Below are 14,290 nucleotides of genomic sequence, written 5' to 3'. Positions count from 1 at the left end.
CTCATGCAAGAAATTTTGACCCATACCGCCGATGGCGTAACCACCCTCACCATCAACCGGGTGGACAAGAAGAACTCCTTCACCACCGTCATGTACGGCGCGATGGCCGATGCCCTGGCGCAGGCCAAAGATGACGATGCGGTGCGCGCCGTCGTAATCCAGGGCGACGTGACCGTCTTCAGCGCCGGTAACGACATCGGAGACTTTTTGAAGAACCCGCCCGCTACCCAGGATTCGCCGGTGTTCCGTTTTCTGCGCGGCATTGCAACCTTCCCCAAGCCGGTGATTGCGGCGGTGTGCGGCCCGGCCGTCGGTATTGGCACCACGATGCTGTTTCACTGCGATCTGGTCTATGCCGGTGACAACGCCGCGTTCTCCATGCCCTTTGTGAATCTGGGCCTGTGCCCTGAAGCAGCTTCCAGCCTGCTGGTGCCGCAGCTGATGGGTTATCACCGCGCAGCTGAAGCCCTGCTTCTGGGCGAGCCTTTCATGGCTGAGGCGGCGATGGAAGTGGGGCTGGTGAACCGCATCGTGCCCCCGACCGAGGCCAATGGCATGGCGCAAGCCCAGGCCCGCAAGCTGGCCGCCAAGCCGCTGTCGTCACTGGTGGAAACCAAGCGGTTGATGAAAAAAGGCCAGCAGTCACTGGTGCTGGCGCAAATGGCCGAAGAAGGCCAAAGCTTTGGTCGCATGCTGGGCGAGCCTGCCGCCAAGGAGGCATTCACCGCCTTCATGGAAAAACGCAAGCCGGATTTCAGCAAAGCCTGAACGCAGGCCGAGCCTGCCGTCTGCTTGGTGTTTGTATAAGAAATTGGCCTCTGGCCCCCGTATTCATTGCGCAAGCAGCTACTAAATCAATAGCAAATGGAGATACGATGACTCAAACAACAAACCCCGGAAGCGGCAGCCTTCAAGGCAAAACCCTGTTCATCACCGGCGCCTCGCGTGGCATTGGCCTGGCGATTGCCAAGCGGGCTGCGGCAGACGGCGCCAACATCGTCATCCTGGCCAAGACGACCCAGACCAATCCCAAGCTGCCCGGCACCATTTACAGTGCCGCCGAGGAGATTGAAGCCGCGGGCGGGCACGCGTTGCCACTGGCAGTGGACATTCGCGATGACGACGCCGTGTTTGCCGCGGTCGCCAAAGCGGTGGAAACCTTTGGCGGGATTGACATCCTGATCAACAACGCCAGCGCCATCAGTCTTACCAACACCGAGGCCACGCCCATGAAGCGCTTCGATTTGATGAACGGCATCAACGCGCGTGGCACCTACCTGTGCACCCTGGCCTGTTTGCCGGAACTCAAAAAGTCGGCGGCGGCCGGGCGCCATCCACAGGTGCTGACGATGTCACCTCCGTTGTCCATGAAAACGCACTGGTTTGCGCCACACACGGCCTACACCATGGCCAAATACGGCATGAGCATGTGCACCCTGGGGCATGCGGGCGAATTCAAGAAGATGGGCATTGCCGTCAACAGCCTGTGGCCACGCACGGCCATCGCCACCGCGGCCATGCAGATGATTCCGGGTGTGGACCTGGCCTTGTGCCGCAAGCCCGAAATCATGGCCGATGCGGCGCATTGCGTCCTCACGCATCCCGTCTTTGAGACGGGTAATTTTTACATCGATGACCTGGTGCTGGCGGCGCACGGCCTGACAGACTTCGACCGGTATGCGATAACACCCGGCAATCGCAACTTCATGCCGGATTTCTTTGTGGATTGAGGGGCTGGGCGGGTGTTCAATGCGGTGAATTTGTATTTTCACCAAGCAAACGCTTGCTAAAAATAAAGGAGTTTGGTATCGTCGGGCCATGAACGCCCCCGACGCGCTGCTCGCAGACGAACCTACAGCCAAACGCCCCCGTGGCCGCCCCCGTAAAACCGTGGATGAACGCGACGACGGCAATCGCCGGCAGTCGCTGCTGACTGCGGCGGGGCACTTGTTTCGCCGCAAGGGCTTCGACGCCACCACGACCCGGGACATTGCCTCCGCGGCTGGCATGCAAAGCGGCTCGCCCTTCTACCACTTCAAAAGCAAGGATGCACTTCTGTACGCGGTCATGGAAGAGGGCATGCGCTCTGCGCTCACCCGCCAGCGTGCCGCCATGGACAGCGCAGACCACGCCCACCTGAGCCCGGCCGCACAGTTGCGCGTCCTGGTGCAGGTCCATTTTGATGTGCTGCTCGGGCCCGGCAACGACTTTGTGCCAGTCATGTTGTACGAGTCACGATCACTCCAGCAGCGCCAGCGCAAATTGGTCGCCCAGCTGATTGGCGAGTATGAATCCCTGTGGATGCCGGTGCTCAATGCGTTGCACGCCAGCGGACAGCTGCGTGCCCCAGTGGGCTTGGCACGGCTGTTGATACTCGGCGCGTTGAACTGGTCCGTCCAATGGTTCGATCCCAAGAAAGGCGCGTCGCTACACGAGTTGGCGGATGCGGCAATGGCTTTGTTTTTAAAGGAATCCTGATGCATTACGGTTCAGTATTTGCTCCCAACCTTTTTGCGGGCAAGGTGGTCATCGTCACCGGGGGTGGTTCGGGTATCGGGCGCTGCGTGGCGCATGAGTTGGCGGCACTGGGAGCACAGGTTGCACTGGTCGGCCGCAAGGTGGAGAAGCTGCAAAAAGTGGCGGATGAGATTATGGAGGATGGTGGAAAGGTCAGCTTTCAGGTCTGCGATATCCGGGAGGAAGAATCCGTCAAGCAAACTGTGGCGGCCATCATGGCAGCGAACGGTCGTGTGGATGGTTTGGTGAACAACGCAGGTGGCCAGTTCATGACCCCGTTGGAGGCCATCAGCGCCAAAGGCTGGCAGGCGGTGGTCAACACCAACCTCACCGGTGGCTTTTTGATGGCGCGCGAATGCTACCTGCAGGGCATGAACAAGAATGGCGGCGCCATCGTCAACATCGTGGCCGACATGTGGGGCTCCATGCCCGGCATGGGCCACAGCGGCGCGGCGCGTGCCGGCATGGTCAGCTTCACCGAAACCGCTGCGCTTGAGTGGGCTGCCAGAGGCGTGCGGGTCAATGCCGTAGCGCCTGGCTACATCGCGTCGAGCGGAATGGACAACTACCCGGTTGAAGTCGGCCCCATGCTGCGCGAGATGGCCAAGACCATTCCGGCAGGGCGCTTTGGGACCGAGGCCGAGACGGCCGCCGGCGTTGTATTTTTGCTGAGCCCGGCGGCTTCCTTCATCAGCGGGACCACCTTGCGCATCGACGGCGCACGCCCGCAGGCTCGCATGGGATACCCCATGCGTGTGCCCGACGCCGCTATTCAGGAACGCGACGCCGTCAAACCCTTCAACGGGTTTCATCGCGCCCAGATTCCCAAGGTTTTTCAGGTCTGAACGCAACGGAATCTACGATGCAATACACCCACGAACACCTCGAAATCCAGAAAACGCTCAAACGCTTCATCGAAGCCGAGATCAACCCCCACGTCGATGAATGGGAAGAGGCCGAGATGTTTCCGGCCCATGCGCTGTTCAAGAAGATGGGCGACTTGGGCCTGCTGGGCCTGACCAAACCCGAGGCCTTCGGCGGTGCAGGGCTGGACTACACCTACGGCATGGCCATGGCCGAAGCACTGGGCCACATCGACTGCGGGGGCATCCCCATGGCTATTGGCGTGCAGACCGATATGTGCACGCCCGCACTGGCACGCTTTGGCAGTGAAGAGCTCAAACGCGAGTTCCTCGCCCCGGCCATTGCGGGCGACACCGTTGGCTGCATTGGCGTGAGCGAGCCGGGTGCCGGCAGCGATGTGTCGGGCGTCAAAAGTACGGCCCGCAAGGATGGCGGCGACTATGTGATCACCGGCCAGAAGATGTGGATCACCAACAGCCTGCAGGCCGACTGGATGTGCATGCTGGTGAACACCGGCGAGGGGCCGGTACACAAGAACAAAAGCCTGGTCATGGTGCCACTGCGCGAGAACGGCAAGCTGCGTGCTGGCATCGAAGTGGCCCGCAAAATCAGGAAGATCGGCATGAACGCCAGCGATACCGGTCTGATCTACTTTGACGAGGTGCGGGTACCGCAACGCAACCTGATTGGGGTGGAAGGCCAGGGTTTCATGTACCAGATGCAGCAGTTTCAGGAAGAGCGGCTGTGGTGCGCAGCGAGCTGCCTGCAATCCCTGGGTAACTGCATCCAGTGGACCGTAGAGTGGGCGCAGGAACGGAAGATGTTTGGCGCCACGCTTGCCGATCAGCAATGGGTGCAGTTCAAATTGGCCGAAATGAAGACCGAATTGGAGAGCCTGCGCGCACTCACCTACCGGGCGTGTGAGCTGTATGTGGGCGGTCAGGATGTGCTGGAGCTGGCCTCCATGGCCAAGCTCAAGGCGGGTCGCTTGAATCGCATCATTCCCGATGGCTGCCTGCAGTTCTGGGGCGGCATGGGATTCACCTGGGAAAACAAGGTCTCACGCATGTTCCGCGACGGCCGGCTGGGTTCCATCGGCGGTGGCGCAGACGAAGTGATGATGGGCATTATTGCCAAGACCATGGGCGTGGCCAAACGGCCTGCCCGTGCATGAAATTTCTCGGATGATCAGGACAACGCATGGCTGAAGCAGAATTGGGACAGGAAGACATTGCGCTGGTGGAGGACGCGGCGCGCCGGTTCATTCAAACCGAGGTCAAGCCCCATCTCGAAGCATGGGAAGAGGCCGGGGAATTTCCGCGCAGCCTCTACAAACGTGCCGCCGAGATGGGTTGGTTGGCGATGGGCTATCCGGAGGAATTGGGCGGAACGCCCAGTCCCTGGAATCTGCGCAATGCCATGACAATTGCGCTGGCACGGCATGGGGGCAGCGGGGGCCTCATGGCCAGCCTGTTCAGCCACAACATCGGCCTGCCACCCGTCATGCGCCATGGCAGTGCGGAGTTGCAGCAGGAGGTCATGCCCCCTGTTCTGCGCGGCGAGAAAATATCGGCTTTGGCCATCACCGAGCCCGGGGGAGGCACTGACGTGTCCGCCCTGCGCACCACGGCCCGGCTGGAGGGCAATGAATACGTGGTGGATGGAGAAAAGGTGTTCATCACCTCGGGTATGCGGGCCGACTGGTTCACCGTGGCGGTGCGCACCGATCTGAAAAACAAAGGTCCCATGGGGATTTCCATGCTGATGGTGCCGGGCGACTCGATTGGCTTGTCACGTAGCCCTTTGAAAAAGATGGGCTGGCTGTGCTCCGACACGGCGCAGCTGCGCTTTGACGGCGTGCGCGTGCCTGCCCGCTACCTAGTGGGTGAGGAGGGCTCGGGTTTCAAGATCATCCTGACCAACTTCAACGGCGAGCGCCTGTCCATGGCGGCCATGGCGCTGGGGTTCTCGGAGTGTTGTTACGACGAGGCCCTGTCGTGGGCGCGCCAACGCAAGACCTTTGGCACCGCACTGGTGGACCACCAGGTCATTCGCCACAAGCTCATGGATATGAAAATGCGCATTGAGTCGACCCGTGCGTGGCTGAATGCCGTATCGGCGCGTGCGGACTCGGGCAACAAGGCCGACAAGGGTGCCGAGTGGGTGGCGCAAGTGTGTCTACTCAAGAACCATGCCACGCAAACCATGCAGTTTTGCGCGGACCAGGGCGTGCAGATCCTGGGCGGCATGGGCTTCATGCGGGGCACGGCATGCGAGCGCATCTACCGTGAGGTCAAGGTGATGATGATTGGCGGTGGCGCCGAAGAAATCATGAAAGAGTTGGCCTCGCGTCAGTTGGGCCTGTAATACTGCACCATGCCAAAAATACAAGCTGCCGCGAATGCACCCCCATCCGATACACCGATTCAATTCGAGCCCGAGTTTCTTCAGGGGCTGACCCATATCTTTGAAGAAGCCATTGTCTTCAACAAGGTGCTGGGCTTGAAGATCGCCTCCATCACGCCTGAGAGGGTCGTGGCACACATTGCCATGAAGCCCGACCTCGTGGGCCACTACAGTTTCAACCGCATCCATGGTGGCGTTATCAGCGCGGGGCTGGACGCCATGGGCGGGCTGGCGGTCATGGCGGCCATTGGCGCGCGCCACATGGACGAGCTGCCCCTGCAACGCCTGCATCGCTTTTCAAAGCTCGGCACGATTGACTTGCGGATTGATTACCTCCGCCCCGGTATTGGGGAGCGTTTTGAGCTGCGGGCCGAAGTTATGCGTCTGGGCTCGCGCGTGGCCTCCACTCGCATGGAGTTTCTGGGCGCGGATGGCAAACTGCTTTCCACAGGCGCAGGGGCCTACATCGTCTCCTGAAAAAAAAGCCACCTGGCGGTGGCTTTTTTCATCCTGTAGAAGGCTTATTTTTTTGCCGTTGCCGTTGCCGTGCTGCCAAAGTATTCCGATACAGTCTTCCACTTGCCATCCTGAATTTGCGAAAGACGCGAAGCGTCGCTTCCAAGGCGCTTGGTCGCGGTGAAGGTCTGCTCGGTGGAGCCAAAAATATCTGGCGGAATGGTCATGGTATCCATGGCCTTGATGAAGGTCTCGGTATTCAGATTCTTACCCGCTTTGGACGCAGCGGACACGAAGCTTGTGATGATGGAGTAGCCGTACACCGAGAATACGGTGGGATCTTCATTGAACTTGGTTTTGTACTTGTTAGCCCAGAAGCGAATGGGCTGCGACGTCTCATCCGTGTAGGGGTTCTGAACCGTCATCGTGGCATACAGACCGTCCATTGCCTTGCCGCCGAGCTTGTGGATCAGGTCGGTATAGGACGCGCTGGATCCCAGAAAGATCGGGTTGTAACCCAGCTTGCGTGCCGTGCCGATGGCGCCAATGGTCTCGCGGATGATGGTGCCCAGCACGATCATGTCGCAGCCACCGGCCTGCATTTTCGAAATCTGCGAAGAGAAGTCCGTGGCGCCGCGCTTGTAGGACGTCTTCTCGGCAAACTCCATGTTCAGCGTTTTCAGGCCAGCTTCACCTCCACGCAAAACCTCCAGACCGAAATCATCGTCCTGGTACATGGTGCACACCTTCTTGGCACCTTTTTCCTTCACCAGCTTGGGCACGGCGTTGCGCATCTGGTCAAAGTACGTGGCGGCGTACGAGTACTTGAGTTTGTGGAACGGTTCGTACATTTCCCGTGCGGCGGTTATAGGGAAGAAGTTGATCACGTTCTTCTCGAACTGCACGGGCATGGCGGCCATGTTCTGGGCGGTTCCGATATGACCGACCATCATGAAGATCTTGTCCTGGTTGACCAGCTTCTGTGCGGCCAAAACGGCCTTCTTGGGGTCGTAAGCCGAATCCTCCACGATGAGTTTGAGCTTGCGTCCATTGACGCCGCCTTGCTCGTTAATTTCATCAACCCCCAACAGCATCCCCAGGCGGGCCTGCTTGCCAAAGCCTGCGATGGGGCCGGACAGATCCTGGATGGAGCCGAGCAGAATCTCGTCCTTGCTGACACCTTGCTGGGCGCTCGCCACCGTAGTGGCAAGGGCCAGGCTGGCGAGGGTAATGGCTGTTCTCAGTTTCATGGTTTGTCTCCTTGTGGAATGAACGCTTGCAGGTCGAAACGATTCAGGGTTTGACATAGTCTGAAACGACTTTCCATTTGCCGTCCTGAATCTGGGAAAGGCGTGACAGGTCGCTGCCCAAACGCTGCTTGGCGCTGTAAACCAACTTCGGTGCGCCAAAAATATCCGGTGGAATCGTCATGCTGTCCATGGCCTTGATGAAACTATCCGTCGTCAGGTTGGGGCCTGCTTTTTGCGCGGCCTGGATGAAGATGTCGATCATGGTGTAGCCATAAGCCGAGAAAACCGTGGGGTCGTCATTGAACTTGGTCTTGTACTTATTGGCCCAAAAGCGAATGGGTTGCGAGGCCTCGTCCAGATAAGGGTTCTGGACCGACATGGTGGCGTACATGCCATCCATGGCCTTGCCACCCAGCTTGTGAATCAGGTCGGTGTAAGCAGCGACAGAGCCGAAGAAGACCGGGTTGAATCCATTCTTGCGGGACTCGGCAATGGTGCCAATCGTCTCGCGGATGATAGTGCCCAGTACCACCAGATCGCAGCCAGCGGACTTCATTTTTGCGACCTGGGAGGAAAAGTCGGTAGCACCCCGCTTGAAGGTGGTTTTTTCGGTCATTTCCATGGAAATGGATTTCAGTCCCGCTTCGGCGCCGCGAAACACCTCCAGACCAAACTCATCATCCTGGTAGATAGCGCAAACTTTCTTGGCACTTTTATCCTTGACCATCTTGGGCAGGGAAATGCGCATCTGGTCGTAGTAGGAACTGAGCAGCGCGTACTTCAGCCGATTGGTGGGCTCGTACATCTCACGCGCTGCAGTCAGCGGCATGAAATTGATGACATTCTTTTCAAACTGGACTGGCATGGCCGCGTTGTTTTGGGCTGTGCCAAGATGCCCCGCCATGATAAAAATTTTGTCCTGGTTGACCAGTTTCTGAGCGGCCAGAACCGCCTTCTTGGGGTCGTATCCGGAGTCTTCGGTCAGCAGCTTGAGCTGGCGACCGTTGACCCCACCTTGCTCATTGACCTCATCGACGCGCAGTTGCATGCCGTTGCGTGCCTGCTTGCCGTAACCTGCCAGCGGACCGGAGAGATCCTGAATGGTTCCAATCAGGATTTCGTTTTTGCTCACGCCCTGTTGCTGTGCTCCGCACAGCGAGGCAGCGGTCGTCAATGCAACAAATACAAAAGTCAGTTTGAGTTTCATGGCAGCACCTGGGTTGGTAATGAACGGTGAATGGATGACCAGATAGATCAGTGGTACATGGCCTCAATCTGGGCCCCGTATTTCTTTTCCACCAGCTTGCGTTTGAGTTTCATCGTGGGTGTGAGCTCCTCATCCTCCGCGGTCAGCTGGGTATCCAGCAGGAAAAACTTCTTGATCTGCTCGACTCGGGCAAACTTTTGGTTCACCCGGTCCAGCTCACTTTGAATCAGTGCCTGCACTTCGTGTGACCGCGTCAGGCTCGCATAGTTGCTGAACGGCACATCGGCGTCCTGCGCAAATTTTTCGACGTTTTCCTGATCGATCATGATGATCACGGTCAGGTAAGGCCGCTTGTCGCCGACGACTACAGCGTCGGTGATATAGGGCGAAAATTTCAGGTCATTTTCCAGCTCGCTGGGTGTAATGTTCTTGCCACCGGCCGTGATGATGATGTCCTTCATGCGGTCGGTAATGCGGTAGTAGCCATCGGCATCCACAATGCCGACGTCACCGGTATGCAGCCAGCCGTCCTTGTCGATGGTTTCCGCCGTTTTTTCCGGCAGGTTTAGGTAGCCTGCAAAAACGTTCTTGCCGCGCACCAGAATCTCACCCGTCACCGGGTCCAGCTTCACTTCATTGAATGCTGCCGCGGGCCCGATGGAGCCCGGCTTCATTTTTTTTGCTGGCACGCCCGTGGATGCGCCACAGGTTTCGGTCATGCCCCACACTTCAAGCATTGGCAGACCCAGGGCCAGGTACCAGCGCACCAGGTCGGGTGAAATGGGGGCCGCACCGGTGACCAGAAAGCGGGCACGGTGAATGCCAATGAGCTTGCGCACATTGTTCAGCACCATCCACTGCGCCAGGGTGAACTGGATCTTGAGCCAGGCGCTCACGGGTTTGCCTGCCAAGACGCGCTCGGCGATATCCGTGCCAACCCCAATGCCCCATGCGTAAGCTGCCTGCTGGAGTTTGCCGGCTTCCTTGAGCGAGATCATGACGCCAGAGTAAAACTTTTCCCAGACGCGGGGCACGGCCGTGAACACCGTGGGCGCAATCTCCCGCACATTTTCGGGAATGGTCTCGGGGTTTTCGACAAAGTTGAGTTTGGCGCCGGTGTACAGCGCAAAGTACTCACCTCCCATGCGCTCGGCAATGTGGCACAGGGGCAGAAAGCACATGCGCTCGTCGCGCTCATCCTGTGCGACCAGGGTGTTATAGCCCCGTACGGTATACACCAGCCCTTGGTGCAAATGCATGGCACCCTTGGGCTTTCCGGTGGTGCCCGAGGTATAGACCAGAATAGCCAGGTCTTCCGGTTTGCACGCGGCCACGCGCTGCTCTACGGCTTGGGGGTGCTGGGCCAGATAGTCGCGGCCCAGCGCGCGCAGTGCGTCCAGGCTGATCACGGCGGGGTCGTTCAGGTCACGCAGACCTTCCATGTCAAACACGACTATCTTGCGCAACCTGGGCAGCTGGGCGCGCACCTCCAACGCCTTGTCGAGTTGCTCATCGTCTTCTACAAACAGGATGGTGGTCGAGGAGTCCGCACACAGGTAGAGCACCTGCGATGCGGCGTCGGTCGGGTAGATGCCGTTGGACACGCCGCCCGCGGACAGCACTGCCAGATCGGCGCAGACCCATTCCACAACAGTGTTGCCGAGGATGGAGGCGCATTCTCCCGGCGCAAAACCCAGGCTCATCAAGCCGCCGGCAATTTCGCGCACGGCTTCGGCCGTCTGGTTCCAGGTCCAGCTGCGCCACAGGCCCAGATGCTTCTGGCGCATCCAGATAGTGGGGCCGCGCTTTGCCACTGCGTTCCAGAACAGGGCGGGAATGGTTTCGCCTTCCATGACGATGTCATGGCAAGGCACGATGGAGGAGGTATCCCAGAGTCGGCTCATGTGGTCTTATCTCCAGGTCTTTTTCTTTTTCCAGCGCCGCTCGCCGCGCACGCCGTCTTCTTTCATGCCGAGGTAGAACTCCTTGATGTCGTCCTTCTCGCGCAGGTGGGCGCAGGTGTCTTCCATGACGATGCGGCCGTTTTCCAGCACGTAGCCGTAATCCGAGGCATTGAGTGCCATGTTGGCGTTTTGCTCCACCAGCAGAATGGTGGTGCCCCGTTCGCGGTTGATGCGCACCACAATCTCAAAAATCTCTTTGGTGAGCTTGGGTGAAAGGCCCAGACTGGGCTCGTCCAGCAGAATCAGATCAGGGTTGGCCATCAGCGCGCGCGAGATGGCCAGCATCTGTTGCTGACCGCCCGATAGCAAGCCGGCATCTTGCGCGGTGCGCTCGCGCAAAATCGGAAAGTAGGTGTAGACCGACTCCATGTCACGGGCCACGCCATCGCGGTCACTGCGGGTGTAGGCGCCCATCAGCAGGTTGTCGTGCACGCTGAGCAATGGAAAGACTTCACGCCCTTCTGGCACATGGCTCAGGCCCTGCTGCACGATGAAAGCCGGGTCTTTGGCGGTGATGTTTTCACCTTTGAACTCGATGGAGCCCTTGCGGGGATCGATGATGCCCGAGATGGTCTTCAAGATGGTCGTTTTGCCAGCGCCGTTGGAGCCCAGCACCGTGGCAATTTCACCCCGGCGCACCTGCAGGCTGACCCCCCGAATGGCTTTAATGGGGCCGTAGGCACTCTCGACGTTCAACAGCTTGAGAACGGGCAAATCACTGATGGCGGGGGGTACTGTGCTCATGCAGCCTCCGCGGCGGTACTTTGACCCTTGGCTTTGCGACGCAGCGACGACACGTCGTCAATTGAGCCCAGGTAGGCCTCAATCACGCCGGGGTCGCTTTGCACTTCCCGTGGTGTACCCATGGCCAGCATTTCGCCCTGGTTCATGGCCAGCACGCGATCAGACACCTTGGACACCAGCGACATGTCGTGTTCCACCATCAGCACGGTGATGCCCAGTTCGTTTTTGATGTCCTGGATCCAGAAGGCCATGTCATCGGTTTCCTCCACATTCAGGCCTGAAGACGGCTCGTCCAGCAGCAGCAGTTTGGGCTCGGTGCACAGCGCACGGGCCATCTCCACGACCTTGCGAACGCCGTAGGGCAAGCCGGCAACAAACGAATCGCGGTAGTGCTGCAGACCCAGAAAGTCGATGACTTCTTCCGCCTTTTCGCGGGCTTTCAACTCGGTCTCGCGCACGGCTGCGGTAAAGAAAATGTCTTGCCACAGACTCGTCGTGCGGTGGGTGTGGCGTCCAATCAGCAGGTTGTGCAGGACGGATGCATGCTCGAACAGCTCGATGTTCTGGAAGGTGCGGGCAATACCCAGAGACGCCACGTTCTGGGGCGGCTGCTCGGTCAGTTTGATCATGCCTTTGGGGCCGAGGTAAGTGATCTCGCCCGTGGTCGGTGTGTAGATGCGGCTGATCAGGTTGAATACCGTGGTTTTGCCGGCACCATTGGGGCCAATCAGGGTAAAGACTTCGCCCTGCTTGACGTCAAAACTCACGTTGTTGACCGCCAGCACGCCGCCAAAGCGCACGCTCAAATTTTTGGCAGAAAGAAGCAGGTCGTCCATCATTTCAGCCTGTCGGATTTTTGGAAGGATTTCTGCCGCTTGAACATGCCCTTGCGGTAGAACGGGAACATCTGCAGATAGGTTCGGATCTTCAGCCAGCGGCCATACAGACCCATGGGCTCGAACAACACAAACGCAATCAGCACCACGCCATACACCAGGCCTTGCAAGCCTGGAGCCTGACCCACGGCGGCGGGCAAATAGTCCTTGAACAAGGAAATGGCCTGCGGCATCGTAATCAGGAAGATGGCACCCAGAAATGCGCCATGCACCGAGCCCACGCCGCCAATCACGATCATGAGCAGCAGGTCGATGGACTGCAAAATATTGAACTGGTCGGGTGAGATGAATTGCAGCTTGTGCGCATACAGTGCCCCGGCGATTCCGGCCAGGCCCGCCGACAACGCAAACGACAGCGTCTTGTAATACGCCAGGTGAATGCCCATGCTCTGCGCGGAAATTTCGGAGTCCCGAATTGCCACAAAGGCACGGCCGGTGGGCGAGCGCAGCAGGTTCAGAATGCCCAGCGTGGACACCACCGTGATGACCAGGCACAAAAAGTAAAACTGGTCGCCCGTCTCCAGCACCCAGCCGAAAATATCAGGCTTTTTGATGTGGATACCCGCGTTGCCGCCGGTGACCGATTCCCAGCGTGCCAGCACCTCTTCGACAATAAAGCCGAATGACAGGGTGGCAATACCCAGATAAATGCCCTTCACGCGCAGTGCCGGCAAGCCCACCACCAGGCCCACCGCTGCGGACAATCCGGCGGCGCAGGCCAGCGCAATAGGGAAGGGCACGCCGGCATTGGTCAGCACCGCCTGTGTGTATGCTCCCACACCCAGAAACGCCGCATGGCCCATGGAGAACAGGCCGGTAAAGCCTGCCAACAGCATCAGGCCCAATCCTGCGACGGAGTAGATCAGCACAAACGTGAGCTGGGCCAGCCAGTATTCCGGAAAGACCCAGGGCGCAGCCAGCAGCAAGGCCATCAGCGCGCTGTACCAGAAGATGTGTCCGCCGTGCTTGGCCAGATTGATGTCCTGGCCGTAATCGGTTTTGAAGATGAACCGCATCAGACTTTCTTCCTTAGCTTTTCGCCAAACAGTCCGTTGGGTTTGACCATCAGCATGACCAGCACCACGATGTAGGCTGCGGTGTCCTTGAAACCATCGGGTAAATAGAAGCCCGAGAGCGATTCGACGATGCCAATGACCAGCCCGCCGACAATGGCGCCGGGCAAGCTGCCAAAGCCCCCCACCACCGCGGCCGGAAAGGCCTTGAGGCCAATGAAGCCCATGTTGGCATGCACAAAGGTAATGGGTGCGAGCAGCAGTCCGGCGACAGCGGCGACAGCGGCCGCCAGGCCCCACGCAATGCCATTGAGGCGCTGCACGGGAATCCCCATGTAATAAGCCGCCAACTGGTTTTGCGATGCGGCCTGCATCGCAATGCCCAGCTTGCTGTAGCGAAACAGGGCAAACAGCACCACGCAGAGAACGGCCGTGGCGCCGATCACCACCATGTGCTCCACGTTGAGCACCAGTCCGCTCACGTTCCATATCTCGTCCTTGTAGGGGACGGGCAGCGCCTGGGTTTCCGTGCCGATGCCGGGGATCATGGTGATCAACCCACGCGCCACATAGCCAATGCCAATGGTCAGCATCACGATGGTGAAGGCCGGTTGCCCCAATATGGGGCGTATGACGATGCGTTCCAGCACCACGCCAAAGACTGCCATCGCGCCAATGGCGCTGATGACGGCCAGCCAATAGGGAAAGCCCAGCATGGTCATGCCCACCAGGCCACCGAATGCGCCCAGCATCATCAACTCGCCCTGGGCGAAGCTGACGGTTTCGGTGGCCTTGTAGATCAGTACAAAACCCATGGCAATCAGGCCGTAGATGCACCCCTGTGCAATCCCGCTGATTACGAGTTGAAGAAACAGCACGTTGTCTCCTGTTGTTGGTTTGCTGTTTATAGCGGCTGTTGCGCAAATCTCCGATAGGGTTGTCACTGATGCCCGTTCGCCCGGGTGACTATTTA

Annotated in this window: 14 protein-coding genes; 7 read left to right on the top strand and 7 right to left on the bottom strand. The window is 58.9% G+C overall.

Going from position 1 to position 14,290, the window contains the following annotated elements; genetic code table 11:
* The first annotated feature begins 3 nt into the window (after window positions 1-3).
* The 7 genes from AC097W_RS13390 to AC097W_RS13360 all read left to right on the top strand — a co-directional run bounded on the left by AC097W_RS13390 (window position 4) and on the right by AC097W_RS13360 (window position 6,264).
* Window positions 4-768, top strand: coding sequence for an enoyl-CoA hydratase (locus tag AC097W_RS13390; RefSeq protein WP_479603055.1), 765 nt, complete (start codon window positions 4-6; stop codon window positions 766-768).
* Between the two features lie 107 nt (window positions 769-875).
* On the top strand, window positions 876-1,730 hold the full coding sequence (locus AC097W_RS13385; RefSeq protein ID WP_479603054.1) for an SDR family oxidoreductase: 855 nt from the start codon (window positions 876-878) through the stop codon (window positions 1,728-1,730).
* Between the two features lie 88 nt (window positions 1,731-1,818).
* Window positions 1,819-2,478, top strand: coding sequence for a TetR/AcrR family transcriptional regulator (locus tag AC097W_RS13380; RefSeq protein WP_479603053.1), 660 nt, complete (start codon window positions 1,819-1,821; stop codon window positions 2,476-2,478).
* The gene (locus AC097W_RS13375) at window positions 2,478-3,362 is read left to right on the top strand and encodes an SDR family oxidoreductase (protein WP_479603052.1); all 885 of its coding nucleotides are present in this window, start codon (window positions 2,478-2,480) and stop codon (window positions 3,360-3,362) included. The genes AC097W_RS13380 and AC097W_RS13375 overlap by 1 nt, the downstream gene beginning before the upstream one ends.
* A gap of 17 nt (window positions 3,363-3,379) precedes the next feature.
* The gene (locus AC097W_RS13370; protein WP_479603051.1) at window positions 3,380-4,555 is read left to right on the top strand and encodes an acyl-CoA dehydrogenase family protein; all 1,176 of its coding nucleotides are present in this window, start codon (window positions 3,380-3,382) and stop codon (window positions 4,553-4,555) included.
* Window positions 4,556-4,581: 26 nt separating this feature from the next.
* Window positions 4,582-5,748: an acyl-CoA dehydrogenase family protein gene (locus AC097W_RS13365; RefSeq protein ID WP_479603050.1), complete on the top strand. Its 1,167-nt coding sequence runs from the start codon at window positions 4,582-4,584 to the stop codon at window positions 5,746-5,748.
* A 9-nt stretch (window positions 5,749-5,757) separates the two neighbouring features.
* Entirely contained in the window at window positions 5,758-6,264 is a 507-nt protein-coding gene (locus AC097W_RS13360) for a thioesterase family protein (RefSeq protein ID WP_479603049.1), read from the top strand.
* A gap of 44 nt (window positions 6,265-6,308) precedes the next feature.
* Here AC097W_RS13360 and AC097W_RS13355 read toward each other — a convergent pair whose 3' ends face one another.
* From AC097W_RS13355 to AC097W_RS13325, 7 genes are read right to left on the bottom strand one after another with little or no spacing between them, the layout of a single operon-like run.
* The gene (locus AC097W_RS13355; RefSeq protein WP_479603048.1) at window positions 6,309-7,493 is read right to left on the bottom strand and encodes an ABC transporter substrate-binding protein; all 1,185 of its coding nucleotides are present in this window, start codon (window positions 7,491-7,493) and stop codon (window positions 6,309-6,311) included.
* 43 nt (window positions 7,494-7,536) lie between these two features.
* Window positions 7,537-8,700 carry an ABC transporter substrate-binding protein gene (locus tag AC097W_RS13350; RefSeq protein WP_479603047.1) on the bottom strand — a complete coding sequence of 388 codons (1,164 nt, stop codon included), beginning with the start codon at window positions 8,698-8,700 and terminating at the stop codon, window positions 7,537-7,539.
* 47 nt (window positions 8,701-8,747) lie between these two features.
* Window positions 8,748-10,604: an AMP-dependent synthetase/ligase gene (locus tag AC097W_RS13345; RefSeq protein WP_479603046.1), complete on the bottom strand. Its 1,857-nt coding sequence runs from the start codon at window positions 10,602-10,604 to the stop codon at window positions 8,748-8,750.
* A 6-nt stretch (window positions 10,605-10,610) separates the two neighbouring features.
* On the bottom strand, window positions 10,611-11,408 hold the full coding sequence (locus AC097W_RS13340) for an ABC transporter ATP-binding protein (RefSeq protein WP_479603045.1): 798 nt from the start codon (window positions 11,406-11,408) through the stop codon (window positions 10,611-10,613).
* Window positions 11,405-12,247 (bottom strand): ABC transporter ATP-binding protein, encoded by an 843-nt coding sequence (locus AC097W_RS13335; RefSeq protein WP_479603044.1) that lies wholly within the window; start codon window positions 12,245-12,247, stop codon window positions 11,405-11,407. The genes AC097W_RS13340 and AC097W_RS13335 overlap by 4 nt, the downstream gene beginning before the upstream one ends.
* On the bottom strand, window positions 12,244-13,320 hold the full coding sequence (locus AC097W_RS13330; protein WP_479603043.1) for a branched-chain amino acid ABC transporter permease: 1,077 nt from the start codon (window positions 13,318-13,320) through the stop codon (window positions 12,244-12,246). Before AC097W_RS13330 ends, AC097W_RS13335 begins: the two co-directional genes overlap by 4 nt.
* Window positions 13,320-14,195: a branched-chain amino acid ABC transporter permease gene (locus tag AC097W_RS13325; RefSeq protein ID WP_479603042.1), complete on the bottom strand. Its 876-nt coding sequence runs from the start codon at window positions 14,193-14,195 to the stop codon at window positions 13,320-13,322. The genes AC097W_RS13330 and AC097W_RS13325 overlap by 1 nt, the downstream gene beginning before the upstream one ends.
* Window positions 14,196-14,290: the final 95 nt, after the last annotated feature.

The organism is Rhodoferax sp. GT1R46, assembly GCF_056521285.1.
The sequence above is the reverse complement of the archived record's forward strand: the minus strand, read 5'-3'. Positions and strand labels throughout refer to the sequence as shown.